Origin of the sequence: Saccharibacillus alkalitolerans (assembly GCF_011090185.1) — a bacterium.
In the GTDB taxonomy this organism is placed as follows: Bacteria; Bacillota; Bacilli; order Paenibacillales; family Paenibacillaceae; genus Saccharibacillus; species Saccharibacillus alkalitolerans.
In genome coordinates, this window is the sequence record NZ_JAAFGS010000002.1 from 631,054 (window position 1) to 656,493 (window position 25,440).

The 25,440-nt window shown below is 59.2% G+C and carries 21 protein-coding genes; 10 read left to right on the forward strand and 11 right to left on the reverse strand.

Features of this window, described 5'->3' with window-relative positions; translation table 11 throughout:
- Positions 1–50: 50 nt before the first annotated feature.
- The 5 genes from rlmD to corA form a co-directional block, all read right to left on the reverse strand.
- On the reverse strand, positions 51–1,991 hold the full coding sequence (gene rlmD, locus GYN08_RS08330) for a 23S rRNA (uracil(1939)-C(5))-methyltransferase RlmD (RefSeq protein WP_166273719.1): 1,941 nt from the start codon (positions 1,989–1,991) through the stop codon (positions 51–53).
- Positions 1,992–2,162: 171 nt separating this feature from the next.
- Positions 2,163–3,044 carry a diacylglycerol kinase gene (locus tag GYN08_RS08335; protein WP_166273720.1) on the reverse strand — a complete coding sequence of 294 codons (882 nt, stop codon included), beginning with the start codon at positions 3,042–3,044 and terminating at the stop codon, positions 2,163–2,165.
- A 145-nt stretch (positions 3,045–3,189) separates the two neighbouring features.
- Complete coding sequence (locus GYN08_RS08340) at positions 3,190–3,972, reverse strand: sirohydrochlorin chelatase (protein ID WP_166273721.1); 783 nt, start codon at positions 3,970–3,972, stop codon at positions 3,190–3,192.
- Positions 3,973–3,975: 3 nt separating this feature from the next.
- Positions 3,976–4,266 (reverse strand): YerC/YecD family TrpR-related protein, encoded by a 291-nt coding sequence (locus tag GYN08_RS08345; protein WP_087800104.1) that lies wholly within the window; start codon positions 4,264–4,266, stop codon positions 3,976–3,978.
- Positions 4,267–4,592: 326 nt separating this feature from the next.
- On the reverse strand, positions 4,593–5,549 hold the full coding sequence (gene corA / locus GYN08_RS08350; RefSeq protein WP_166273722.1) for a magnesium/cobalt transporter CorA: 957 nt from the start codon (positions 5,547–5,549) through the stop codon (positions 4,593–4,595).
- 264 nt (positions 5,550–5,813) lie between these two features.
- On the opposite strand from corA, the gene GYN08_RS08355 reads away from it, so the two are divergent.
- From GYN08_RS08355 to GYN08_RS08365, 3 genes are read left to right on the forward strand one after another with little or no spacing between them, the layout of a single operon-like run.
- Entirely contained in the window at positions 5,814–7,712 is a 1,899-nt protein-coding gene (locus tag GYN08_RS08355) for a cache domain-containing sensor histidine kinase (protein WP_166273723.1), read from the forward strand.
- Positions 7,709–8,998: an ABC transporter substrate-binding protein gene (locus GYN08_RS08360; RefSeq protein WP_166273724.1), complete on the forward strand. Its 1,290-nt coding sequence runs from the start codon at positions 7,709–7,711 to the stop codon at positions 8,996–8,998. Before GYN08_RS08355 ends, GYN08_RS08360 begins: the two co-directional genes overlap by 4 nt.
- Before the next feature lie 46 nt (positions 8,999–9,044).
- Positions 9,045–10,142 carry a LacI family DNA-binding transcriptional regulator gene (locus GYN08_RS08365; protein WP_166273725.1) on the forward strand — a complete coding sequence of 366 codons (1,098 nt, stop codon included), beginning with the start codon at positions 9,045–9,047 and terminating at the stop codon, positions 10,140–10,142.
- Between the two features lie 207 nt (positions 10,143–10,349).
- Here GYN08_RS08365 and GYN08_RS08370 read toward each other — a convergent pair whose 3' ends face one another.
- The 3 genes from GYN08_RS08370 to GYN08_RS08380 all read right to left on the reverse strand — a co-directional run bounded on the left by GYN08_RS08370 (position 10,350) and on the right by GYN08_RS08380 (position 13,910).
- Positions 10,350–11,603, reverse strand: a complete 1,254-nt coding sequence (locus GYN08_RS08370) for a glycoside hydrolase family 130 protein (RefSeq protein WP_166273832.1) — start codon at positions 11,601–11,603, stop codon at positions 10,350–10,352.
- Positions 11,604–11,670: 67 nt separating this feature from the next.
- Positions 11,671–12,957, reverse strand: a complete 1,287-nt coding sequence (locus GYN08_RS08375; protein ID WP_166273726.1) for an AGE family epimerase/isomerase — start codon at positions 12,955–12,957, stop codon at positions 11,671–11,673.
- Positions 12,954–13,910 (reverse strand): glycoside hydrolase family 113, encoded by a 957-nt coding sequence (locus GYN08_RS08380; protein WP_166273727.1) that lies wholly within the window; start codon positions 13,908–13,910, stop codon positions 12,954–12,956. Before GYN08_RS08380 ends, GYN08_RS08375 begins: the two co-directional genes overlap by 4 nt.
- Positions 13,911–14,100: 190 nt before the next feature.
- Here GYN08_RS08380 and GYN08_RS08385 point away from each other — a divergent pair, with 190 nt between their 5' ends.
- The 6 genes from GYN08_RS08385 (at position 14,101) to GYN08_RS08410 (ending at position 20,767) form a co-directional block, all read left to right on the forward strand.
- Positions 14,101–14,868, forward strand: a complete 768-nt coding sequence (locus GYN08_RS08385; RefSeq protein ID WP_166273728.1) for a helix-turn-helix domain-containing protein — start codon at positions 14,101–14,103, stop codon at positions 14,866–14,868.
- Positions 14,869–15,150: 282 nt separating this feature from the next.
- Positions 15,151–16,479: an ABC transporter substrate-binding protein gene (locus GYN08_RS08390; RefSeq protein WP_166273729.1), complete on the forward strand. Its 1,329-nt coding sequence runs from the start codon at positions 15,151–15,153 to the stop codon at positions 16,477–16,479.
- 349 nt (positions 16,480–16,828) lie between these two features.
- On the forward strand, positions 16,829–17,701 hold the full coding sequence (locus GYN08_RS08395; protein ID WP_328802906.1) for a carbohydrate ABC transporter permease: 873 nt from the start codon (positions 16,829–16,831) through the stop codon (positions 17,699–17,701).
- Entirely contained in the window at positions 17,702–18,577 is an 876-nt protein-coding gene (locus GYN08_RS08400) for a carbohydrate ABC transporter permease (protein ID WP_166273730.1), read from the forward strand.
- Positions 18,578–18,664: 87 nt separating this feature from the next.
- On the forward strand, positions 18,665–19,687 hold the full coding sequence (locus GYN08_RS08405) for a glycoside hydrolase family 130 protein (protein ID WP_166273731.1): 1,023 nt from the start codon (positions 18,665–18,667) through the stop codon (positions 19,685–19,687).
- A gap of 105 nt (positions 19,688–19,792) precedes the next feature.
- A complete protein-coding gene (locus GYN08_RS08410) occupies positions 19,793–20,767 on the forward strand; it encodes an acetylxylan esterase (protein ID WP_166273732.1) in 975 nt (324 codons plus the stop codon).
- Positions 20,768–20,827: 60 nt separating this feature from the next.
- On the opposite strand, the gene GYN08_RS08415 is transcribed toward GYN08_RS08410, so the two are convergent.
- Positions 20,828–21,802 carry a hypothetical protein gene (locus tag GYN08_RS08415; RefSeq protein WP_166273733.1) on the reverse strand — a complete coding sequence of 325 codons (975 nt, stop codon included), beginning with the start codon at positions 21,800–21,802 and terminating at the stop codon, positions 20,828–20,830.
- Between the two features lie 189 nt (positions 21,803–21,991).
- Between GYN08_RS08415 and GYN08_RS08420 the strand changes: the two genes are divergently transcribed.
- Positions 21,992–23,089 carry a hypothetical protein gene (locus GYN08_RS08420; protein WP_166273734.1) on the forward strand — a complete coding sequence of 366 codons (1,098 nt, stop codon included), beginning with the start codon at positions 21,992–21,994 and terminating at the stop codon, positions 23,087–23,089.
- 65 nt (positions 23,090–23,154) lie between these two features.
- On the opposite strand, the gene GYN08_RS08425 is transcribed toward GYN08_RS08420, so the two are convergent.
- Positions 23,155–24,144 carry an inorganic phosphate transporter gene (locus GYN08_RS08425; protein ID WP_166273735.1) on the reverse strand — a complete coding sequence of 330 codons (990 nt, stop codon included), beginning with the start codon at positions 24,142–24,144 and terminating at the stop codon, positions 23,155–23,157.
- 174 nt (positions 24,145–24,318) lie between these two features.
- Positions 24,319–24,933, reverse strand: coding sequence for a DUF47 domain-containing protein (locus GYN08_RS08430; RefSeq protein WP_166273736.1), 615 nt, complete (start codon positions 24,931–24,933; stop codon positions 24,319–24,321).
- Between the last annotated feature and the right edge of the window lie 507 nt (positions 24,934–25,440).

The following is a 25,440-nucleotide window of genomic DNA, read 5'->3' on the forward strand; positions in this document are numbered from 1 at the left end:
TTGTCCTAAAGGCTTCTATATCTCTTTTAGGAATATTCCGCTGCGTTTGCTCAATCGGTCGGAAGCTCCACAAGCCGCTCAAGCAGCGCCACGGCCTCCACATGCACCGTCTGCGGGAACATATCCACCGGCTGCACCTTCACCGTCTTGAACCCGCCGTCTTCCAGCACGCGCAGGTCGCGCGCCAGCGTGGCCGGGTTGCATGACACGTACACCACGCGTTCCGGCTTCATCTCGATAATCGTCTCCAGCAGGCGGGCGTCGCAGCCTTTGCGCGGCGGGTCGACGACGATCACGTCGGGCGTGATGCCCAGCTCCCGCCAGCGCGGAATCACGTCTTCGGACGCTCCGACTTCGAATTCGGCGTTCGTGATGCCGTTGATCTCCGCGTTTTTGCGCGCGTCCTCGATCGCTTCCTTGACGATCTCGACGCCGTAGACCCGCTTCGCTTTTTGCGCCAGGAACAGCGAGATCGTGCCGATGCCGCAGTAGGCGTCGATGACCGTCTCGCTGCCCGTCAGGCCGGCATACTCCAACGTTTTGCCGTACAGCACTTCCGTCTGCGCGGGGTTCACCTGGTAGAACGAACGGGCCGAGATCGCGAACTTCACGTCGCCGATATAATCGTGGATGACTTCTTCGCCCCACAGCACGGTCGTCTTGTCGCCGAAGATGACGTTCGTCTGGCGGGTATTCACGTTGTGGCAGATGCTGCGGACGCCCGGCACGCGCTCGCGGATCGCTTCGATCCACTGTTCGGCCTTCGGCAGGCGGTCGCTGTTCGTGACCAGCACGACCATCTTCTCTCCCGTGGCAAAAGCAACTTTGACAACGACGTGGCGCAGCAGGCCGCGTCCCGTTTCTTCGTCGTAAGCGGAGATGCCCAGCTCGCGGCCGATTGCTTTGACCGCTTCGACCATCTCGTCGTTGGCTTCATGCTGGATGATGCACGTCTGCATGTCGACGATGCGGTGGCTGCCGCGCGCGTAGAAGCCGCCGATCAGGCGGCCGCTTTCTTCGCCCATCGGAACCTGGGCTTTGTTGCGGTAGCGCCACGGCTCGCTCATGCCGAGCGTCGGCGGCACGAGGATGCCCTCACCCGCAGCTGCCTGGCCCCCGCTGGAAACAGCTGCGTTTTCGTCGTAACCGGCCGTGCCGGCCGCTTCGGGCGTTTGTTCCGCCGCCGCATTTCCGGTTCTGCTCTCTTCGCCCGGCTGACCCGAATCCTCGTGCCCTTCTCCTCCGCCGAAAGCTTCCGCTTCCAGCGTCTGGCGAGGCTGATCCGTTGAAGCTTCCAGCGCGTATTCGGCCGCCTCGCTCTGCGTGCTCGCCGCCGGATCGGCTGCCGGCGACACCTCGTAAGCCGCATCGCCCTGACGGCTCGCTTCGCCGAGCCCGGCCGCATGCGCTCCTGCCCGCGCCGTATCCCCGGATACCCGCGTGCTTCCTTCGAGATTTTCGTCCTCGTCCGAAGTCCCGTTCGCGGACTGCGCGACGAACGATTGCACGTTCAGCTTCCCGATCCGCTGCAGGCTGTCCGCGACCTGCTGCCGCTTCCATTCGAGCTGCGCCGCGTAGTCCATATGCTGGATCTGGCAGCCGCCGCAGCGGTCGAAGATTTCGCACGGGGCTTCGACCCGCGCCGGGCTGCGCTGCAGCAGCTTTTGCATTTTGGCATACCCGTACTGCTTTTTGGTCATCAACACTTTGGCCGAGATCTTCTCGCCCGGCAGCGCGCCCGCCACGAACAGCGTGTATCCGTCCGCTCGGCCTACGCCTTCGCCGCTGTGGTTCATGCCGATAATGTCGAGCGTGACTTCGTCGTTTTTGGCGACCGGAAGACCTTCGATCTCCGCCGCTGCAGCTGTCGGCCTGGACGCTCCGCGTCCGCGCGAGGAGCCGCCTTTTCCGTAAGAACCGGCTGCCGAACCCCGTTTTCCGCCCGACCCGCCGCTTCTTGCCGAACCTCCGCGGTTATTGTTGTTCTTCATATATAAGTTCACTTCTTTCGCTCGTATTGATCTTTATTATTCGTTCATAGGACAAGCGATTCGCCGCACGCCCGTCTCTGTTTTCCGGACATGACAAAAAAGAGGAATGACGCCGAAGCGGTCGTTCCTCCCGTATTGTAACATGTTATTTCCCGGCGGGACACGCTTATCTTACGCGAACACCCGCAGATGCTGCGGAAGCACTTCGAACACGCCCGGCAGGCGTCCGCCGAGTTCGCCGTCCAGATTCAGCAGCACGTCGTTCGGCGACGTCACTTCGAGACGCTGCGTGCGGAAATAGATGACGTTCGGATCGTTGAAATGATCGCCGCGCTGCGCCATCGAGACGACACGGATGAATTCCGCCAGGTTGCACTTTTTGAGCAGAATGACGTCGAGCTGGGCGTCGTCGATCCGCGCGCCCGGCATCAGCTTTTCGAATCCGCCGACGGAGTTCGTGTTGCCGATCAGGAAGATCATGAACTCGCCTTCGATCGGCCCCTGGCCTTCGGCGTCGATCTTCAGCTGCATGGGCGTCAGGTTGACCATTTTCTCGACGCCTTTGAAGTAATAGGCGAGCTGTCCGATCATCGTCTTCAGCCGGCTCGGGACTTCGTACGTCAGCTCCGTCAGCGAGCCGCCGCCCGCGATGTTAATGAAATAACGGTCGTTCGCCCGGCCTACGTCGATCGGACGCGATTCCCCGCGCAGTACCAGATCGCAGTAGTCTTCCCACTGACGGGAAATGCCCAGCGCTCTCGACAGGTCGTTGGTCGTGCCGAGCGGAAATACGCCCAGTTCCGGACGGTGTTCCTGGTTCGCCAGTCCGTTCACGACCTCGTAAATGGTTCCGTCCCCGCCTGCCGCGATCACGATATCGTAGCCGCGCTTAGCCGCTTCGGCCGCGGCGATCGTCGCGTCGCCTTCGCCGGTCGTGGCATGCACGGTCGTCTCGATTCCGCCTTCGTCAAGGCGCTGCAAAATATCCGGCAGCCGCCGCCGCATTTCTTCGCGTCCGGACGTCGGATTGTAGATCAGCCTCGCTCTTCTCATCTGTCAAACTCCACCCGTTCCTTATAAGTTCTTGCCCTCCGCACGGCAGCCGGGAATTCGGCGGCGAATGCGGCGGTCGCCGATACGCTTCGAAGCGAAGGCCGCCTCGGGAGGGACCTTCGCTTCTTCGCTTCCTGTCATCTTGTTACTCCGCCGCGTCTTCCCGGCCGACGTTTTCGAGCAGCTGCTCGATCTGCCGCTCGACCCAGGCCGGCAGCAGCGGGTGAGGGAGCAGCGCCTCGCCCGTATATCCGTACGTCAAGCCTTCGAGCTTGCGCGGAATGACCGTCTGCAGGAAATAGCCCGTACTCAGGAAGATCGGGGCGATCAGCACCCGGCGTCCCTTCTCCGTCCATTCCTGCGTCTTGGCCCGCACGTTGTCGGGATTGAGCAGCGCGTAATCGCAGACCAGCCCGCTCGTCTCGCCGACCCGCTTCGTCAAAGCGGACGCTCCCGCTTCCCAGCGCTGACGGAAGCCGTCGTGAATGCTGCCGTGGCCGACAAGCAGGATCACCTCGTTTTCGGGAGTTACCGAAACCGGGGATACTTTGTCCCAGACCATGCGCGCCACGTCCGGATCGTCGCCCATCGGACGGCCGACGTGCATGCGCGCCGAGATTCGGAACGGCTCGAGATCCGTTTCCTTATCCGGTTCGCTCTTCATGCCGAGCGCGTATTCGATCTCGTCGATATGCGTGCTGCCTTCCGACACGAACAGCATCACGGCCAAAATATCCGTGACGCCTTCCGCTTCGAGCGCGTCGATCCCGTCCTGGATCGACGCGCCCTCCACATTGCCCAGAAACGACACCGCGACCGGCATATGTTCCTTGATTCTTGCTTCGCCGGCCGCTTCCTCCACCGCCTGCACCCATTCGGGCTGCGGCGAACCGTGGCTGATAATCAGCGCGCCCGCTTTGATCGTCATAAGTTAGCGCCCCAGACGATCGAGCGTCATCTTATAGCCGTCGTTGCCGTAGTTCAGACAGCGCTTCACGCGCGAGATCGTCGCCGTGCTGGCGCCCGTCTCGGCTTCGATCTGGTTATACGTGCTGCCCTTGCCGAGCATGCGCGCCACTTCGAGACGCTGCGAGAGCGACTGGATTTCGTTGACCGTGCACAGATCGTCGAAGAATACGTAGCATTCCTCCAGATCTTTGAGCGTCAGGATCGCCTCGAACAATTGGTCGACCGTTTTATCGTTTAACTTTTTCAGCTGCACTGAAAGATCATCCCCTACCGTTTACTGGTTATAGGCTCAAAGCGGCGAACCGCCGGGATTTCCCGGCTTTCGAAACGCTTTCGATGCCGAGTCATAAGCCTGAAGGCCAGAATATTTGTGCTTACTTTATCATTGTAGCGGCCCAAGTTATGTTTTTCAAGCGTTAACGGTTTCACGCGATGCAGGCCAAACGGACAACACCTGCCGTCAGGACGTCACTTTTCGCGTTTTTGACGGGGCGGGTGTCCGCTCCAGGCGAACCTTTGCCCGCTTTGCGGATCCGCTGCCGACCCGTTTCGGCTTCCTCCCGCCATTTCCGACTTCGTTTATTTGAACCAGCCTCTGCGCCAGAACCAGCCGATCATCGCACCCGCCAAGAACACCATCATGCCGAGCACCGCAAAATATCCGTATTCGGAGCGGAGCTCGGGCATATTGTCGAAATTCATCCCGTAGATGCCGGCGATCAGCGTCAGCGGCATGAAGATCGTCGTGATCACCGTCAGCGTCTTCATGATGCCGTTCATCCGGTTGGAGTTGAGCGAGATGTAGCTGTCGCGCAGATCGGCCGTCATTTCGCGGTTCGAATCGATCATCTCGGACAACTTCAGCAGATGATCGTAAATGTCGGTAAAGTACACGCGGTATCTCTGTTCGTCGTCGACATGCTGCGAATTGATGATCCGGTACAGCAGATCCCGCATCGGAACAACCGTGTGATGCAGCCTGAGCAGCCGCGCGCGCAGATCGAACACCTGGCCCAGCAGCTTGTCGACCGATTCCGTGCGTCCTCTCTCTTCCAAGTCCGCCAGTTCGTCTTCGATCTGGAACACGCACGGGAAATATTCGTCCACCAGCGCGTCGAGCACCAGATACGCCGCCGTCACGGGATTCGTTTCCTTGGACGGGTCCGTTCCGCGCGCGGCGGTGCGCTCCCAGGCCTCGTCGATCTGCTTCATGCGTTCGAAGTGGAAAGTGACGAGGAACGTTTGCCCGAGAAAAAGGTCCACTTCCCCGGCTTCCAGGCCGCTTTTCCCGAGCGCGTGGGTGATCAGGAACACGTATTTTTCGTGCGGGTCCATCTTGGGACGCTGGACATCGTTCAGGCAGTCTTCGATTTCCAGATGGTGAAAATGAAAATACGTATCGAGCAGTTCCGTTTCTTTCGCGGTGGGCGCGACAAAATCGGCCCAGAACCATTTATAATCCGACGGCTCCAGCTCCGTCAGCGGAATATCGAGTTTGACCTGATAATCGCGAGTTACAGCAAGCGTCCGAATCAAGGCGGCCGCCCTCCTTCTGCTTTCGATGGTAGAATTCGAATTTTTCGGCCGAGCGGCCCTGCCTCCCCGCGCCGCGCAAATGCTTCTCTATCGTAAGGCCTCCCGCGGCGGCTTGCAATCTTTCCCTTTTCGCCTCGGCAGCCGGCTTGCGCCCGATAAAATTTCCGTTTCCCGACGCCGGCTATGGACGTCGGTTTTTCCGATTTGTTATACTAAATTTATGTTATACAGCAAACAATTTATAGGTTAGTGGTGAATATCGCGATGTCTGCCCCCAAGCGCTCTTCCCGTTTCCGGTTTGCCGATATGCGGATGGAAAAAAAGCTGCTGGTCGTCTTTGTCCTGCTGATCCTTTTCCCGCTTTTTCTCATCGGCGCCATTTCGTACGGCAGCTATTCCCATTCCATTCAAAACAACACGGCCGCCTATTCGCAGAAGCTGATCGGTCAGGTGATCGACCGCCTGGACGATTATATCGACGACATGACGGCGCTCTCCGCCATGCCTTCTTATGTCGACGACTTCAAGAAAAACCTCGACCTCTCCAACCGTTACGCCCAACAGCACGCGGGTCTCGGCGAGCAGATTTCGGCTTCGGACGATTACGTGCTGCGGCTGTCCATTCAGCGGGGGATCGAAGACAACATGAATATGGTCAATACGTTCAAAGGAAACTCGAGCTCGATTTACGTGTTCGACAGCTACGGCAGCAGCTATTATTCGGCGGCCGGCGGAGGACTGCGGCTCGACATCGAGGGCAGCTACCGGTATTGGCGGGAAAAGACCCGGGACTCGGGCGGCAAAGCGCTGCTGCTGCCGACCCAGGCGTTCGAAAGCAACCTGCAGAGCACCCGCTACGCCTTCACCGTCGTGCGCCAGGTCATGGACGGTTTTCAGAAGCCGATCGGGCTGATCGCGGTGGACACGAACGTCAGCGCGTTCGAGCCGACCTTCGACGAGCTGGACCAGGTGACGAGAGGCCGCTCGCTGGTCGTCGACGCGGCGGGCGTGCTCGTTTACGGCAGCGGCATGCGGGATCTGGGCACGAACATCTCGGGCAGCGACCTGTTCCTCCGTTTTGCCGGAGAGCAGGGAAGTTTCGTATACGATCCGCCCGCGGACGCCGGAAGCGGCCGGGGCAAACAGCTGGTCGTGTACGATACTTCGAAGCAGACCGGGTGGAAAGTCGTGCTGTCGATTCCGCTGGACGCCTTGACCCGGGAAGCGGCCCATACGCGAAACGCCACGCTTGCCGCGACCCTCGGCGTGACGCTGATCGCGCTGCTCAGCTCCATCTTCCTCTCTTCGGCGCTGACCCGCCCGCTCGACGGCATGATGCAGCTGATGAAGCGCGTGCAGCAGGGCGACCTGGGCGTCCGTTTTCAGGTTCGGCGGCGGGACGAGATCGGACGGCTCGGCAGCCAGTTCAATTTTATGCTCGTGCGCATCGAGGAGCTTATCGCCGACATCTACCGGATCGAAGCGCAGAAAAAAGAAGCGGAGCTCGGCGCCCTGCAAAGCCAGATCAATCCGCACTTCGTGTACAACACGCTCGAAGCGATCCGGATGACCGCCGAGCTGAACGACGACGTCGATTCCGCGGACATGATCGCCCTTCTCGGGCGCATGCTCCGCTACAGCACCGGCGACCCCGGCGGCGAAGCGACGGTGCGCGAAGAGCTGGAACACGCCGCCCGTTACGTCGATCTGCTGAACTATCGCTACCGGGGACGCTTCGCGCTGGAGATCGAAGTTCCGGAAGAACTGATGGACGAGCGTCTGCCCCGGCTGACGCTGCAGCCGATCATCGAGAACGCGGCTTATCACGGATTGGACGACAAGCCGCTGATGCGTCTGCGCATCGAAGCTGGACGCGAAAAGGATAAGCTGCGCTTCCGGCTGTCCGACAGCGGCTGCGGCATGGACCCGGCGACGCTGGAGCGGCTGAACCGGGACATTGCCGGCGGGCTGCCTTCCCGCAAGCGGGTGAGGGGCGGCGTGGGACTCAAGAACGTTCACCACCGCCTCGCGCTGCGCTACGGACCGGGATGCGGTCTGCGCGTATTCAGCGAGCCGGGAATCGGAACGACCGTCGATCTGTCGCTGCCTCCGGGCGGTCCGGCACCCGGCACCACTATTGAAGAAACGGAGCCCGGAATATGAATATGATCCATTCGGCCGCCTTCGGGCGGATCGTCCGCGCGGCCGCGTGCGCGCTGCTGCTCGGGCTGACTTCCTGCACCGCGCCCGGCAGTACGCCGGAGGTCCCTGCCATGCCCGCCCCCGAGACGCGGTCGCTGACCGTCCTGACCAACCGGATCGACCTGATCGAGAACGGCGTGTTCGACGGCTACGCGAAGCGCTTCGAAGCCGAACATCCCGGCGCCGACGTCCGCTTCGAGGGCTTGTCCGACTATGCCGGCGACATCATGACGAGGCTGTCCACCCGCGAAGCGGGCGACGTGCTGCTGCTGCCGATCAACATGCCCGGCAGCGAGCTCCCGAACTTTTTCGCCCCTTTGAAGGACGAATTGTTCGAGAACATGCGCTTTGCGGATATGCGCAAATACGGAGACCGGCGCTACGGACTCGCGACGGGCACCGCTACCGACGGAATCATTTACAATAAAAAGGCGTTCGAGCAGGCCGGCATCGACGAAATTCCGCAGACGCTGGACGAGTTCTTCGCCGCCTGCGCCAAGCTGAAAGACATCGGCATCGTTCCCGTGTACCTGAATTACGGCGCCAAATGGCCTTTGAAGGAATGGGGCGACATCCTGGTCAATTATTCTTCGGGCCGTGCCGGCTACCTCAACCGGATGGCGCTGACCGACGAGCCCTGGCAGTTGGACGGTCCTTGGGGCGACAGCTTGAAGATCGTGCGCCGGCTGGTGCGCGAAGGCTATGCCGAGAAGAATCTGTTCGCCAACACCTGGGAAACGTCGAAAACGGAACTTGCTTCCGGACGGGCCGCCATGTATTTTCAAGGAAGCTGGGCGATTCGGCAGCTCGTCGACGCCGGAGCCGATCCGGACGAAATCGGATTTTTCCCTTTCCCGTACGATAACGGAGGTTCGTATTACGCCCCGCTCAATCCCGACTATTTTATCGGGGTGAGCAAATTCAGCGCCGAGCCGGAGTTGGCCCAGGATTGGGTCGAATTTTTCGTCAAAAAATCGGGGTTCGTGGACGACTGGGGCTTTCTGCCGGTCGACAGCACCCAGACTCCCAAGATGGCGCAGTTCCGGGAATTCCTCTCGTTCCGGCCGACCTTCGTGGAAGGCGTTCAGACCGGGGACGCGTTTATCGATCTGGCGGAGCGGGCGAACTTCTCCTTTTGGTCGGGCGGCTACATGCAGGAACTGATCGCCGCGGACGACCTGGGCGAGGCGTTCGATCGGCTGAACCGCAACTGGAAGGAAGCGCGCAGCACGAGTTCCAAACCATAGACCGACCGGAGTTCCGGAGGTTATTCGAAATAGAGGAGCGAACATCATGGCAAAAAAAATAACGATGCAGCAAATCGCGGACCAGCTCGGCGTTTCCAAATTCGTCGTCTCCAAAGCGCTGTCGGGCAAAGGCGGCGTCAGCGAAAGCACCCGGGAACGCGTCATCCAGGCCGCTTCGCAGCTCGGCTACTTCACGCAGCCCCGAGGTTACGGACAGGCGGCCAGACGCGAGCCCGAAAGGCTCCCATCCGCTTCTTCCGCCCGTCAATCGGTGCTGGTGCTGATGCCGAACGTCCGCTTTCAGACCCGGGAGTCCCTGTACTGGGGCCGCATTCTGGACGGCGTGACCGAGACGCTCGAAGAGAAAGGCTTCGGCGTCATCATCATCTCGGAGCAGCGGATCGACGCCGTGACCAGCGTGCTGAATCCCAGCGGCATCCTGGGGCTGATCGGGATCGGCCAAATCTCGACTCCGCTGCTGCTGGAAGTGCACCGGATCGGCCTGCCGACCGTGCTGATCGATCACGAAGATCCGCTGATCCCCGCGGACAGCGTGTTCGCCAACAATACGGACGCGAGCATGCGCCTGACCAACCATCTGCTCGGCAGCGGCCACAGCCGGCTTCATTTTATCGGAAGCTCCGGCTTCTCCCGCAGCTTCCGCGACCGCTGGAGCGGCTATCGCGCCGCGCTGGAGACGCACGGGATCAAGCCGCAGGACGGCGACGATCCCATGAATACGCTGACCGGCATCGACGACGGCAGCTTCGAAGGCGAGCTTCGCCAATGGCTGCTCAAGCGGCGCAAACAGCGCACGATGCCGACGGCGCTCGTCTGCGCCAACGATTCCGTGGCGTTGGTGGCGCTGCGGGTGCTGGAATCCGTCGGCGTCCGGGTGCCCGAGGAGGTCTCGCTGACCGGCTTCGACAACATCGAGGACGCCGGGCGCGCGCAGCCGGGACTGACGACCGTGCACGTGCCGAAGGAAGCGATGGGCCGGCGCGCCGCCCTGCGGCTGCTGGAACGCGTGCAGGATGCCAAAGCCCCGCTCGAGAAAATTCTGGTCGCGTCCGACCTTGTATTCCGCCATTCCGTGACGGAATGCGCTCCCGCCCGGGAAGCTGCCGGGGAAAATGAAGCCTGACCGGCCGCGGGCGGTCCCCGAATCCGGCCAACCGAAAAAGCCCGACCTTTTCGCGTGAGCGAAAGGGTCGGGCTTTTCGCTGCCGCGGATCGGGCCGGACTTTTATTCGGCGGCTTCGGACGAAATCCGGCTTCTTCTCGGTCGGCCGCGGCGGCAGTCGCCGCCCGGGCGCGCGGCCTCGGCGGCCTTGCGGTGTCGACGGGCCGCTTAGGCCCGTCCGCTCTGCTCCGCCTCCCGATAAGCGAGGTTCCGCTCGATCAGATCCAGCCGCTGCCGGACGCAGGCATGGGAGCGCAGCGGATCTTCCGGCGTGTGCAGGACGTAATCGAGCAGACGCTCGACGCTGGTCGCGGCCACGTGAATGCGCGTATCGGACGAGGCGTAATAGATATGGATGTCTCCGTCTTCGTTAACGGTCGCGCCGTTGCAGAACAGCACGTTCGACACGTCGCCGACCCGCTCGATGCCTTCCGGGGCCAACAGATGTCCGCCTGGGCGATGGGTCACCTTCCACGGCTCCCGCAGGTCGGACAGGAAGGCGTACAGCACGTAGCGCAGTCCCGCTGCCGTTCCTCGCACGCCGTGCGCGATATGCAGCCAGCCTTTATCGGTCTTGATCGGGGCCGGACCCTGTCCGTTCTTCACCTCTTTGACCGTATGGTAAGCCCGTTCTTCGATAATGATCTCCCGTTCGATCACCGCGTTTTCGATCGAATCGGACAGTCCCCAGCCGATGCCGCCGCCGGAACCCGCGTCGATGAAGCCGTCCTGCGGGCGGGTGTAGAACGCGTATTTGCCGTCCACGAATTCGGGATGCAGCACGACGTTGCGCTGCTGCGCGGACGGCGTCTTCAGGTCCGCCAAGCGCTCCCAACGTTCGAGGTCGCGCGTTCGGGCGATGCCGCACTGCGCGACGGCGCTGGACAGATCCGACGGAGCCGCGGCGGGATCGCGGCGCTCCGTGCAGAACAGGCCGTAAATCCATCCGTCTTCATGCTGCACGAGCCGCATGTCGTAGACGTTCACGTCGGGATCTTCCGTTTCCGGCATCAGAATCGGACGGTCGCGGAAGCGGAATCCTTCGGTCGGACGGTCGCTCTCGGCGACGGCGAAGAAAGATTTGCGGTCGGCTCCTTCCACGCGGGCCACCAGCACGTATCGGCCGTTCCAATACATGGCGCCGGGGTTGAACGCGCCTCCTACGCCCAGACGCTCCGAAAAGTAAGGATTGGTCTCCGGATCGAAGTCGTACTTCCAGATCGGCGGCGCGTGCTCCGCCGTCAGCACGGGATTGACGTAACGGTCATAAATTCCGTTTCCGGGTTCGATCCGCTCGTTGGGCCGGGCTACCAGCGCTTCGTAACGTTCGGTTACCTGGCGTTTGCGCCGCTCGAACAGCGCCGCGCCTTCTCCGTCCGCGCGCTGCCCGTTTACTTCTCTGTCCGTTTTCGGTTCCTGCATCTGCATCTTGTTCTCCTCCGTTGTCTTTTGTCTTCGTTCCGCCCTTCGGCTCGGTTACCGGTATCGGTTACCGGCTCGATTCCTGCAAAGCCGCTTCCGTCCGCTCCAGGCGCGCCAGCATCTCGAGGCAGGCGCGTCCGTTATGGTACGGGCATTTCCAGGCGCTGACTTTGGGCTCTTTGCGATTCGGAGTCCGGTCGTTCGAGACGCTCCAGTACCATTCCCCGAATTCCCGGTCCACGAGATAGTCGCGGATAAACGCCCAGGACCGAGCCGCCGCTTCCCTGTAGGCGGCATCGCCGGTCAGCTCGTACGCATTGTAGAACCCGACCATCGCTTCGGCCTGCGGCCACCAATCCTTGGAATCGTCCACCAGACTGCCCCCGGACGCTTCGTTCCAGATGCCGCCGTCGGCATCGACGCCGCGCCGCAGCACGGCTTCCGCCATCTTCAGCGCCGTCGCTTTCGCGCGTTCGATCAGCGCCTCGCCGCCGAGCGCTTCGGCCGCTTCCATCAGCAGCCAGCTGCCTTCGATATCGTGTCCGTAGGATACGTGATCGGACTTGACGTTCCATTCATCGTCGAAGAACAAACGAAAATGTCCGCTCGCCGGATCGACGATATGCGTCAGCGTGACTTCGATCAGCTCGCCCAGCCGGTTCTTGAGCTCGTCCGACGGCCAGATACGGTACAAATTCGTATAGCCTTCCAGCACGTGCAGATGGGTGTTCATCGATTTTTTCTCGTTCAGGTCCTTGCCGCTGAGACTGAAATCTTCCGTATCGCTCCAATCCTCCGCATGCGCTTCGATATAACCGCCGTGCAGCGGATCGCGGCTGTGGGCTTCGATCAGGCGGTACAGCTCGCGCGCGCCCGATTCCAGTTCGCTTCGCAGCGAGCGGCGTTCTTCCGAACCCGCTTCCGCAGCGCCCGCCCGCGCCGATTCGTCCAGCGCCTGCGCGTACTCGCTCAGCGCATAGATCGCGAACGCTTGGCCGTACACCTGCTTCTTCGTCTCCGCCGCGCTTCCGTCGGCATGCACCATCCAGTAGTAACCTCCGTATTTCCGGTCCAGGAAACGCTCCTGCAAATAGCGGTACGCACGGTCGGCTATGCTCAAGTACTCCTCGCTGCCGAAGCGGCGGTAGGCGGCCGAGAACGTCCACAGAATGCGCGCGTTCAGAACCAGACTGCGGTCCGCGTCCCCGCGCACGTCCATATCCGCCCCGATTTCTCCGACAAACCCGCTATCTCCCGCCGCCGGCGCATGTTCCATCCAAAACCCCAAAATATTATGCCGAAGTTCCCGGTCCAGCTCTTCCCGCCAACCGGCCGTCAAGTCCGCCGCGCTCATTCGGATTTCCCCCGTTTCCCTTCATAATAGCGGCGCACGATTCCTTCCGCCGTCTTGCCGTAGATGCAGTATCCGTCGTCCTGCGCCGCGCTCTCCCGCTCGTACAGACGCGCGGGCCAGTCCCACAGCATGAAGCCGCCGACCCAGGAACGCCGCTCGCAGCTGCCGAACATCGCCCGGTAAAAGGCAGCCTGTTCCTCTTCGTCCGGGCCCCCTTCCAGCGTCCAATCGTTGGGAACGGCAGACGAGCCTTCTCGGCTCGGACAGCCGGCTTCGAGAAACAGAAAAGGCTTCCCCGCCGCCCGCACGACGTTCTCGATCCGATCCAGCTGAGCTTCCCAATCGTCCGAAGGATAATAGCCGCTGGAAGAAACGACGTCGACGCTATCCCACCAGGTCACGTTATCTTCCTGATATTTGTCGCAGTTGTAGGTCACGATCCCGGAGTACGCTTCTCTCACGCGAGCAATCAGCTCCCGCCATTCGTTCTCCCTGCGATCCGTCTGCACCATCTCGCAGCCGACGCAGAACATCTCGCAGCCCGTTTGTTCGGCGATTTCCGCGTAATGCGTCATGAAGCGTCCGTAGGAAGCGAACCAGTCGGACCATTTGGGCTCGCACGGAACGTCCTTGTCGAAAAAGTTGATATGCGCCCTCCATGTGCCGTCCGCGCAGTTGACGATCGGTTTGAGGCAGACTTTCAAGCCCAGGCTTTTCGCTTCCGCCACGGCCCAGCGCACTTCCTCGTCCGTCACCGTCGGCTCTTCCCGGAAGCGAACTTCGGTCGAATGCGCCGTATCCTGCAGCGCCGAGAACGCGATCGCGATCCAATCGGCGCCTGTCGTTTCCGCCATTTCCCGCATGGACCGCCGAGCCTCGTCATTTCCCCAGCTTCCGCGTATCCCCATAAAGCCCCATGTCATCCCGCAAACGAACTCCTCCAGCTTTTCCATATACCCTCCTTGCATTTTGTTATTATTTTGTTATTTAAATTACAAATCATTTCAATAACTTCTTTATAAACGTTTTCAAACGCTTTTTCAAGTCCAACTCTCACAATATTCAAAAACATTTTTTTGCTTTTTTGCGGTATGATAAAGAAACAAATAAATAACAAATCACAGAGACAAGGAGGACCCAGCCATGAAAATCATGATTGCGGACGACGAGGATCTGATCCGACTGGGGCTTGAGAAGATCTGCCTGCGCGAAGTGCCCGGCGCCGAAATCGTCGGCTCGCACCGCAGCGGAGCGGAAGCCTGGAACCGGCTGTCGACCCTTCCGCCAGGCGGCATCGACGCGCTGATTACCGATATCCGCATGCCCGTCATGGACGGGTTCGAACTGATCCGGCGCAGCCGCGAAATCATGCCGAATCTCCCCGTCATCGTGCTCAGCGGATTCAACGACTTCGAATACGCCAGACGCGCGCTGCGCTTCGGCGTGACCGACTATCTGCTTAAGCCGATCGACAAACCCGAGCTGCTCGCCCTGCTGACGCAGATCCGCTCCGCGCGGAAGAAGGAAGAGGAACTTTCTGCCGGATCGGACGCACCGGAAACGGAATCTTCCCCGGATCATTACGCCGTCGAGCGCTTGAAGTCGATGATCGAAAGCGAGTATGCCGAACCGCTGGAGTTCGCGGAGCTGGCGGAACGCCTCGGGATGAATCCCAGCTACGTCAGCCGGCTGTTCAAGCTCGAAACCGGGCAGACGCTGACCGACTATCTGATCGCCCTGCGAATGGATCGCGCGAAGCGGCTCCTGGTCGAACAGCCGGAACTCAAAAACTACGAGGTGGCGGAGAAGGTCGGTTACGGAGACCCCGTCCATTTCAACAAACTGTTCAAAAAAATCGTCGGCATGACGCCCAAAGACTATAAAAACAACGCTTTTCGTTCACGCTCCTGACGGAAGAAGCCGCATCGCCGGCTCTTCCGTTTTTTTATTTTCCGCCCATGCTGCCAACCTCTCCGCCCCTTTTAAACTTCCAAAACAAAATAACAAAACGAAGAATAACAAACCACGACTATAAATAACAAATCAGCACATCGATAAAAAAATTCCGCGGGTCTATAATCCATATCAGAAAGCGCATTCATCTCCACTACACCTAAGTCATACGCCTGATTTTATCTATTTTGTTAGCGTGTGAAATCAAGCAGTTCCCAACAAAGAAAGGGGTTCAAAATCATGAAGAAACGCAAATCCATTATGAGTCTGGCCGCTCTGACGCTGTCCGCTTCCCTCTTTACCGGCTGCTCCTCCGGGGACAGCGGAACGTCCGCGTCCGGTTCGAACGGCGCCGCCGAAGACGGCGCGCCGAAAGGCGACATCACCGTCATCACCCAGCGTACCGACATCGTCGACACCGTCTTCCAGGACTACGCCAAGAAGTTCAACGAAAAGTATCCCGATGTGCACGTCAATTTCGAAGCGCTGGCCAATTACGAAGACCAGATCAAAATCCGCATGAACACGAACGATTACGGCGATGTCCTGCTGCTGCCGACCAGCATTCCGCTGGCCGACACGCCGACATTCTTCGAGCCGCTGGGCACGATGGACGAGCTGTCCAAGCAGTACGACGGACTCGAAGAACGCGAAGTCGACGGCAAAGCTTACGGCATCCCGATCACGATCAACTACTCGGGCGTCATTTACAACAAAGCGGTCTTCCAGCAGGCCGGCATCGCCGATCCTCCGAAGACGATCGACGAATTCATGCAGGCGCTGCAGGCGATCAAGGACAAGACCGACGCCGTGCCGATCTATACCAACTATGCCGCCGGCTGGCCGCTGACGCAGTGGGAAGCCGTGCTGACCACGGTGGCGGGCGATGCGGATTACGTCAATATCAAGCAGCCGAACACGGACGACAACTTCGTCCCGGGCGCTCCGCATTACGAGCTGTATAAAGTGATGTACGACGCGGCCAAGAACGGTCTCATCGAAGAAGATCCGACGACGACCGACTGGGAATCGTCCAAAGCCGATCTGGCCAACGGCAAAATCGGAACGATGGTACTCGGTTCCTGGGCGATCGGCCAGATCAAAGGAATCGCGCCGAACCCGGACGATATCGGCTTCATGCCGTTCCCGACCAATGCCAAAGAGCGCATCGTGCCGCTGGCCGACGATTATACGCTCGGCATCAACGTACACAGCGAAAACAAAGCCGCGGCCCGCGCCTGGGTCGACTGGTTCATCAACGAATCCGGCTATCCGACGACCGAAGGCGGCGGCATGAGCCCGGTCAAAGGCGCCGAGCTGCCGGAAATTCTGAAGCAGTTCGAAGGAACCGACGTGAAGTTCGAAACGCAGACGCCGGCCAAAGACGGAGAACAAGGTTGGGTCGACAAGATCGACAAGGACGCGGAAATCGGTCTCTGGCAGCCGGACTTCAAGAAAGTCATCATCGAAGCCGGCATCGGCAACCGTCCGGATTCCTACGACGACATCATGAAGGGACTTAACGATGCCTGGGTGAAATCCCGCGCCAAAGTCGTAAGCGAAAAGTAATCGCGCCACATGCAAACACCGCCGGCTTCGGCCGGCGGACATAGAAAAGGGCTTCGGAGGAACGAGACGCGCCGCGTCTCCTAACTTGTCGAGAAAGTCTAATTCCGAGTGAAGCGAGGAGGCGGAGGGAGAAATTCAGTGGAGGAACGATAGTGATCGCCTTTGAAATCGAGAAAATCCCGCTCAAATTCGATCTCTTTTCTCGATTTCAACACGCGACCGGAACGAATTTCTCCCGCAGCCTTTGCGCTTCTAGAACGAATAAGACATTCTCGACAGACTAAGAGACGCGCCGCGTCTCCTCTTCCTTTTTATAGCCGGCAGGACCGGACGAAAGACCCTTACGGAGGTGTGGAATTTGAGTTACCGCAACCAGCGAATCCTGATTATCGCCTGCTTTACCGTTATTCCGTTGGCGCTGCTCATCACGTTTGCCTATCTGCCCGTCGTCAACATGTTCCGGTACAGCTTTACCGACTGGAACGGGTACAGCAAGACGCTCAAGTATGTCGGGTTCGACAACTATAAGAGCATTTTTACCGATCCCAAATATTTTTCCGTCTTCAAGGTCAGTCTCTACTATTTCTTCGCCACGTTCGTGCAGATGGGGCTTGCCCTGTACTTTGCCACGATCTTGAGCTTTAACGTTCGCGGCAAAAACTTTTTCAAAGGCGTACTGTTCTTCCCGTATCTGCTGAACGGCGTCGCGATCGGCTTCATCTTCCTGTTCTTCTTCAAGCCGGGCGGAACCCTCGATACCGTGCTGAGCCTGATCGGCCTCGACTTCCTCACCCAGAAATGGCTGCTGAACCCGAATATCATTAACGTGTCGCTCGCCGGAGCTTCCGTATGGAGATACATGGGCTTCAACTTCATCGTATTCCTCGGCGCCATCTCTTCGATTTCGAAAGACATTTACGAAGCCTCGGACATCGACGGCGCCAACCGCTGGCACCAGTTCCGTCACATTATCCTGCCGAGCATCAAAAGGATCGTCCAGCTCAACATCATCTTGTCCATCAGCGGCGCGATCAGCGCGTTCGATATTCCGTACATCATGACCGGCGGCTCGAACGGCAGCAACACCTTCGTCATTCAGACTGTGGACGTCGCATTCAAATACGGAAAAGTCGGATTGGCTTCGGCCATGGCCGTCGTGCTGCTCTTCATCGTCGTTGTCGTCACGCTGATCCAGCAGCTGTTCGTAAAGGAGGAGAAATAGATGCAGGCCGCCAAACCCGCCGCACGCCATACATCCCGTTCGCATACGTTCCGCTATACGGCCGCCTCGATTGTCAAGTATGCTTCGCTGATCATCGGCGCGCTGGCCGCGCTCGTGCCGATCGTCGTCGTCTTGTTCGCTTCGCTCAAGACGGGGGCCGAATACGGCTCGACCGGACCGCTGACGCCGCCGTCGAACTGGCTGAACTTCGACAATTACACCAAAGCGTTCGTCAACGGCAAGATGATGGTCGGCTTTATGAACACCATGATTATTCTGGTCGTGTCGATCGTCGGAGCTACCTTTACCGGATCGATGATCGCGTATATTTTGAGCCGGTTCCAATTTCGCGGCAAAAAACTGCTGCTCGGCGCGTTCCTGCTGGCCACGCTGATTCCGAGCGTAACGACGCAGGTCGCCACGTTCCAGATCATCAACGATCTGAATCTGTTCAACACGCGACTGGCGCCGATCGTGCTGTATCTGGGCACGGACATCATCGCCGTCTACATTTTCCTCCAGTTCCTCGACACGATCGCGGTCTCGCTGGACGAATCGGCGATGCTGGACGGCGCTTCGTATTTCACCATCTATTTCCGCATTATCCTGCCGCTGCTGCTGCCCGCGATCGTCACGGTCGTCATTATCAAAGGCGTCAGCATCTACAACGACTTCTATACACCGTTCCTGTACATGCCCAAGACGTCGCTGCAGGTCATATCCACCGCCTTATTCAAGTTCAAAGGCCCGTACGGCTCCCAGTGGGAAGTCATCTGTGCGGCGATCATCATTACGATTATCCCGACGCTGATCGCGTTCCTGTCGCTGCAAAAGTACATCTATAACGGCTTCGCCCAAGGCTCGGAAAAAGGCTGATTTCGTCGCGCCGCGCACTCTTGCCCGAAAGATGACGGCCGGGCTCAGCCCGGCAAATCTTACGCTCATAAAAAGGAGACTGTCCTCATGTCCAATGTACGCATCATCGGAAATTCGCTGCCTCGCATGCCGTGGGAAAACAAACCGGAAGGCCTGGAAGCGCCGATCTGGCGCCATTCCGCCAATCCGATCGTTCCCCGCAACCCCGCTCCCGGCATCGCCCGCATTTTCAACAGCGCCGTCGCTCCGTACGAAGACCGCTTCGTCGGCGTGTTCCGCGCCGAGACGGTCAACGGCCGTCCGCATCTGTCGCTGGGCTGGAGCGACGACGCGCTGAGCTGGACGTTCGACGAACGGCCGATCGACTTCGTCGACGAAGAAGGCCGTCCGTTCAATCCGGGCTATGCCTACGACCCTCGGCTGGTTCAGGTCGAAGGCGTCTATTACATCATCTGGTGCACCGATTTCTACGGGGCCGCGATCGGGCTGGCCCGCACGGAAGATTTCAAGACGTTCGTCCGGCTGGAAAACCCGTTCCTTCCGTTCAACCGCAACGGCGTGCTGTTCCCGCGGAAGATCGGCGGCAATTACGTCATGCTGTCGCGTCCGAGCGACAGCGGCCACACGCCGTTCGGCGACGTGTTCCTGAGCGAAAGCCCCGACCTCGTCTACTGGGGCAAACACCGCCATGTCATGAGCAAGGGCGGCCAGGGCTGGTGGCAGTCCGTCAAGATCGGCGGCGGTCCTGCTCCGATCGAGACCAGCGAAGGCTGGCTGATGTTCTATCACGGCGTGACCGGCACCTGCAACGGTCTCGTCTACAGCATGAGCGCCGTCATCCTGGATCTCGACGAACCTTCCAAGGTCAAATACCGCTCCGCCAACTTCATTTTGACGCCCGAGGAATGGTACGAAGAACGCGGCTTCGTCGCCAACGTCGTGTTCCCGTGCGCCACGCTGCACGACGCGGATACCGGACGCATCGCCATCTATTACGGCGCGGCCGATACGTACGTGGGCGTCGCCTACACGACGGCGGAAGAAATCGTCCGCTACGTGATCGAGACGAACGAAATCATCGGCGACGATCGCGAGATCGGACGGATGTAACAGGACTGGGCATCGACGCCCGAAAATCATATACTGGGAAAGAAAGCGGTTTCGGTTAGTCGGATAACCGGAGCCGCTATTTCCAATGAAAACGGGGGAATGAACATGGATCGGGATATGCCTCTGCGCGAACTGCGCGAATACGAAGGAAAAAGTCCGCTCCCGGACGACTTCGATGCTTATTGGGAGCGGGCGCTGGCCGAACTCGACGCGCAGCCGCTGGATTACGAACTGGTGCCCGCGGAGATGACCAGCCCGGCGGCCGAGTGCTTTCATCTGTACTTTACCGGCGTGGGCGGCGCTCGTGTACACGCCAAATACGTGCGGCCCAAACGCCCCGCCGGCGCCGAACCCGTCGAAGCCGGTCCCGGCGTCGTCATGTTCCACGGTTATTCGTGCGACAGCGGCGACTGGGGCGAGAAGATCCTGTATGCGGCAAGCGGCGTCAGCGTGCTGGCGTTGGACTGCCGCGGGCAGGGCGGGCCGTCCGAAGACAATCTGCGGACGAAAGGCCCGACGCTGCGCGGCCATATCATCCGGGGTCTCGAAGACGACAGTCCGGACAGCCTGTATTACCGGAACGTGTTCCTCGACACGGTGCAGACGGCGCGCATCCTGATGAGCATGCCGGAAGTCGACGAGACGCGGGTCGCCGCTTACGGCTACTCGCAGGGCGGCGCCCTGACGGCCGCATGCGCGGCGCTGGAACCCCGCATCGCGCTGGCGATCCCCGTCTATCCGTTCCTGTCGGATTACCGCCGCGCGTGGGAAATGGAAGTCGTCTCTTCCGCTTACGAAGAGCTCTCGTATTACTTCCGCTGGTTCGACCCCCAGCATAAGCGCGAGGAAGAGACGTTCCGCAGGCTCGGTTACATCGACATTCAGAATCTGGCTCCCCGCATTCGCGGCCGCGTGATCTGGGTGACCGGATTGACCGACACGGTCTGCCCGCCGTCCACGCAGTTCGCCGCCTACAACAAGATTACGGCGGACAAAGAAATGATCCTGCTGCATGAGCACGGCCACGAATGGCTGCCGGGCGTCGGCGACCGGGCGCTGACGGAAATCTGCGGGCTGTGAAGACGAAAAAAGGGACGCATTCGCTTGTCGAATGCGTCCCTTTTTGTCTACCCGTAAAAGTTACTTTTTCGCCGTGCCCGTGCCGGAATCGGCCTGAATCGAAGTCAGCGACGTCAGCGCCGGCGTCAGGAACGTCTCGGAAGCTTCTCCGCTCGGGGCGTGAACGCGGAACACGTACGCGTTCGAGCCGCCCGGCTCCCAGACGACGTAATCGTGCACCCCTTTTTCGTCCGACACCTGAAGCAGCAGGGACGCGCCGTACAGCGGCCCTTCCGCGAGCTGGTCGCCCGAGTATTCTTTGACTTCCCCGTACTGCTTGAATTCGGCTTCGCCGCTTTTGCGCAGTTCGTCCAGATTCACCTTGGCCGGCAGCACTTCGATATCCGCATAGTAGTCCGGATAAGCGGTCAGGTACAATCGGTTTTTCGCGTCATCGAACGTATAGGCGTCGAACACGTACAGCGAGTAGCCGTCGCCCTGCTTCAATGCGGCCGTACGCTTATCGGGCATGCCTTCGCTCATCATGGAGATTTCTTTGGTCGCGGGGCGCTCGGAAGCCGCCGTCTCATCCGGCGTTTCCGTTCCGCCTGCCGTTCCCGTTCCTTCTCCGGCCTCTCCCGACGAAGCGGCATCGGCTTTTGCCAGCGATTGAATCTCCAGCTGCGGCGTGCCGCTGCCCTCGACCGGATGTTCCACGTATTCGAACGAGATCGTGTCGCCTTCGTTGAGGCCTTCGAGCTGCGACGCCGCTCCTTCCGACAGCTGGAACGAAGTCGGCTTGCCGTCCACGTTCACTTCGATCGTATGCGGATCGGCTTGTCCGTTATATACGCCGGTCGCTTCGACGGCTTCGTGCTGCGATTCGTCGGGCTTGGCGGGTTCGCTCGGCGCCGGATCGGCAGGCGGTTCCTGGGTCGTATTGGCAGGCACTTCTCCCGGCTCTGGCGCCGGCGCTTTGGCCGTCGAGCAGGCTGTCAAAGCAAAAGTCAACAGCAGCGCGGAGGCCAGGCTCATCATTTTCGCGGTTTTGTTCATCGTAAACACCTCCATAATTATTAGACGGGTCTCCGCCGGAAAATGTTACAGATAACGCGGCGGCGATTTTGCTTCATATTGTATAATACACACCACGAAACCTTTCCGCCAAAACAACCAGCGAAAGCCGTTCTGCGGATGTCTATCAAATATCCATACACATTCGCACCGTCAAGAAAGGGGTTTTGTATGATGAAGTTGCTTCTATCGAAAGTGTCGGCCGCTCTTCTGCTCTGTGCCGCCGCAATTCTCCCGATCGGCACCGCCTCGGCAGCTGCGCAGACGCTTTTGTCCGATCGTTGGCTGTCCGCCGAAAAGGTGCTGCCTGTCGGCGGCGGCGCCGCTCTGCTGCGATCCTCCGACTCGGCGGCTTTCCTCGATCTGGACAGCGGCCGTCTGAAGCGCCTTTTGCCCGACCAAAAAACACTCGATGCCGAGGTGCTGTCAAATCCGCTAAAGGTGGTACTGCTTACCGCCGGCGAATCCGGAAAGATCGAGAAGCACGTTTACGACGGCAGCGGCAAGGAAATAAGCAGCACCGTCTATAAGCTAAAGCTGCCGGAGCGCGGAGAAGCTCGCTGGGGCGCGCCTTCCGCCAAAGCGAAGGAACAGCTGGCGGTACGCGGCGAAAATCTTTTTGTTCTATACGATTCGGGCGGGCATCAAGTGCTGCGTTACGACGCGGGCATCCAGCCGAGCGCGATGTACGAATACGTAAGCATAGAAGGTTGGGACTTCTCCGCATATCCGTACCTTGCGATCCAGTATCAAGGACAGCGAATCATGGCTTCGGATTTTTTCGTCCGCACCGTGAATCTTTATAACAAGTCCGTTCGCGAGCTGCCGAGCCTCGAGATCTACAAGCAGTTGAAGATCGACGCGCGGAATCGGCTCCAAGTCTGGAACTCTTTCGGCTACAACGGGATCAGACCCGCAAACGCGGCAAGTCCCGATCCCGCGAAGAAGCAGTCTTTTCACACGGTATACAATCTGGATTCCGGCAAAGTCTCTCTTGACCATGCGCTCATGTTCGATCTACAGGAAGGCCTTGAGCCGAGCGGCTGGGAAACGCAGGTCGCCGGCAATTACGTTTTCGTGCGCGATCTGACGGCCCGAACCTGGAACCTGTACGCCGCCGACGCTTCGTCTCCGGTCGCTTCGGCGCAGAAGGACCTGGCAACAAAAGCGAGATTTCTCCGTTACGATCCGGCCTCGAAAAAAGCTTATTTCCTTGTCGATGACTCCTCCTCCGCAGGAAAGGCGGCGGTACGGACAATCTCCTTCTGATCATTTCTGCTTGCAAAAAAAAGACCTTTCGGATGATTCCGCAAGGTCTTTTGTCATGCTTTGTATCAGAACAGCAGTTTGAAGATCAATCCGGCCATGACGGCCACGATCGGGATGGTAATGAACCAGGCGACCACGATCCGTCCGGCCATGCCCCATTTCACTTCCCGGAAGCGCTTGGCCGCGCCTACGCCGAGAATCGAAGAAGTGGCGGCATGCGTCGTGCTGATCGGCAGGTGGAACATCGTTGCGGTAAAGATAACGGAAGCGGAAGACACGTCGGCCGCAAAGCCGTTGATCGGCTCGATTTTGAAAATTTTCGTACCGAGCGTCTTGATGATCTTCCAGCCGCCGACCGACGTGCCGAGCGCGATAGCGGTCGCCGCGGCCAACTTGACCCACAGCGGCGGCTCCAGCGTGTCCCATCTGTCGGCGGAGATCAGGGCGAACGTCATGATCCCCATCGCTTTTTGCGCATCGTTCGTGCCGTGCGCGAACGACTGCAGCGCGGCCGTGAGCACCTGCATGGAGCGGAAGCCTTTGTTGACCGTATGCGGGCTGCGCCGTCCTACGGTATATTTGAGAATCATCATGATGACGTAACCGACGGCGAACGCGATCAGCGGCGAGAAAATGAGCGCCTCGACGATCTCGAGGAACCCTTTCCAGTTGACGCTATCCGAACCCGCGCCGACGAATACCGCGCCGGCGAGCGCTCCGATCATGGCGTGCGACGACGAGGACGGGATGCCGAACCACCAGGTCGCGAGGTTCCAGATGATCGCCGCGATCAGCGTCGCGATGACGATCTCGATCCCGTTGTCCAGCTTGGTCGGGTCGGCGATGCTGCCCCCGATCGTTTTCGCGACGCCGGTGAACGTAATGGCGCCCAGGAAGTTCATCCCGGCCGCCAGCAGAATGGCGGTACGCGGCTTCAGAGCGCGGGTCGATACCGACATCGCGATCGCGTTGGCCGTATCGTGAAACCCGTTGATGAAGTCGAAGGCGAGCGCCAGAATAACGACGATCGCGAGAACCAAAATAGTTGTTTCCATAGTATGTTGACCGCATCAAGAAAGACGGCTCCGCCGCGTTTACGGTCCCGCAAACGCCGTGCCGCTGTCTTTTTACGAAACAAACGCCGAAGATGAGACGAAGCCCAAGCTCGGAAGCGCATCTCGGAAAAAAGCGGTCCAGACCTCCTTTAGCCCTAAAATGGCAGGCTCCGCTTAGGAGTTGCTCATAATGATAGTTTCCAGAATATCGGCAACGTCTTCGCAGTTGTCGGTCGTCGTTTCCAGGCGCTCGTAGATTTCCTTGCGCTTGATCAGCTCGATCGGATCCGTCACGTTCGCGAACAGCTCCTTGATGCAGATGCGCAGCAGCTCGTCGCCCTGATTCTCCAGGTCGTTCAGGCGGATCGTATATTCGCGGATCGCCAGCAGCTTCTTCTGCGACAGCAGGTGGATCGCTTTTTGAATTTCGTACGCCGATTCGCGCAGAATTTCTCCGAACTGAACCATATATTTATCCGGCTGGCCCAGGTTGTACATATAAAAACGCGAAGCGGTCGCTTCGAGCCCGTCCAGTACGTCGTCGAGCGTGGTGGCCAGCTTCAGGATATCGTCTCGCTCAAGCGGGGTAATGAAGGTTTTGTTGAGCTCGGTGATGATCGTATGCGTAAATTCGTCACATTTGGATTCATAATCTTTCATATCTTTGACGAACAGGTCGACGTCTTTCAGATCCGCGACATGCTTGGAGAAATAGTCGGCGGCCTGTACGATCGTATCGGCCATGTTTTCCAAAGTCTGAAAGAAAATATCTTTCTTTTTTGCACGCATTTTAAAACCCCTTTTCAAATTTTCAAAATCCTGGACAGGACTTTGAAGCCGCTTCTGCGACCTCCATCATTTTATCATAACAATGTAAAGGTTCAAACGAAATTTTCTTACGATTTTCACGTAATTTTTACATGAAAACTCAATTAATTTAACAAAAAAGCCGATTCCTGCGGATTAATATTTTTTCGGGTTCCGGAACCCTTGTAGATCTGTTTACAATTTACACTGCGTTTATTAAACGAGCCTGAAAGGAAAAGGGCAAACGGGCTGCGAAGAGCAGCGACTTTGATGCACAATGCGGGGCGAATCGGGAGGGTACTGGGCGGGTTGGGGATTGCGAGTTCGCGGCTCGGGAGCGGGAGCTCGGGAGCTCGGGAGCTCGGGAGCTCGGGAGCTCGGGAGCTTGGGAGCTCGGGAATTCGGGAGCTCCCGAGCTCCGCTAGGGAGCGGCGGTGCCTCGGCAGGCCGGAAACAAAGAAAAACCGAAAGTAAGTGCGCAGGGGCACT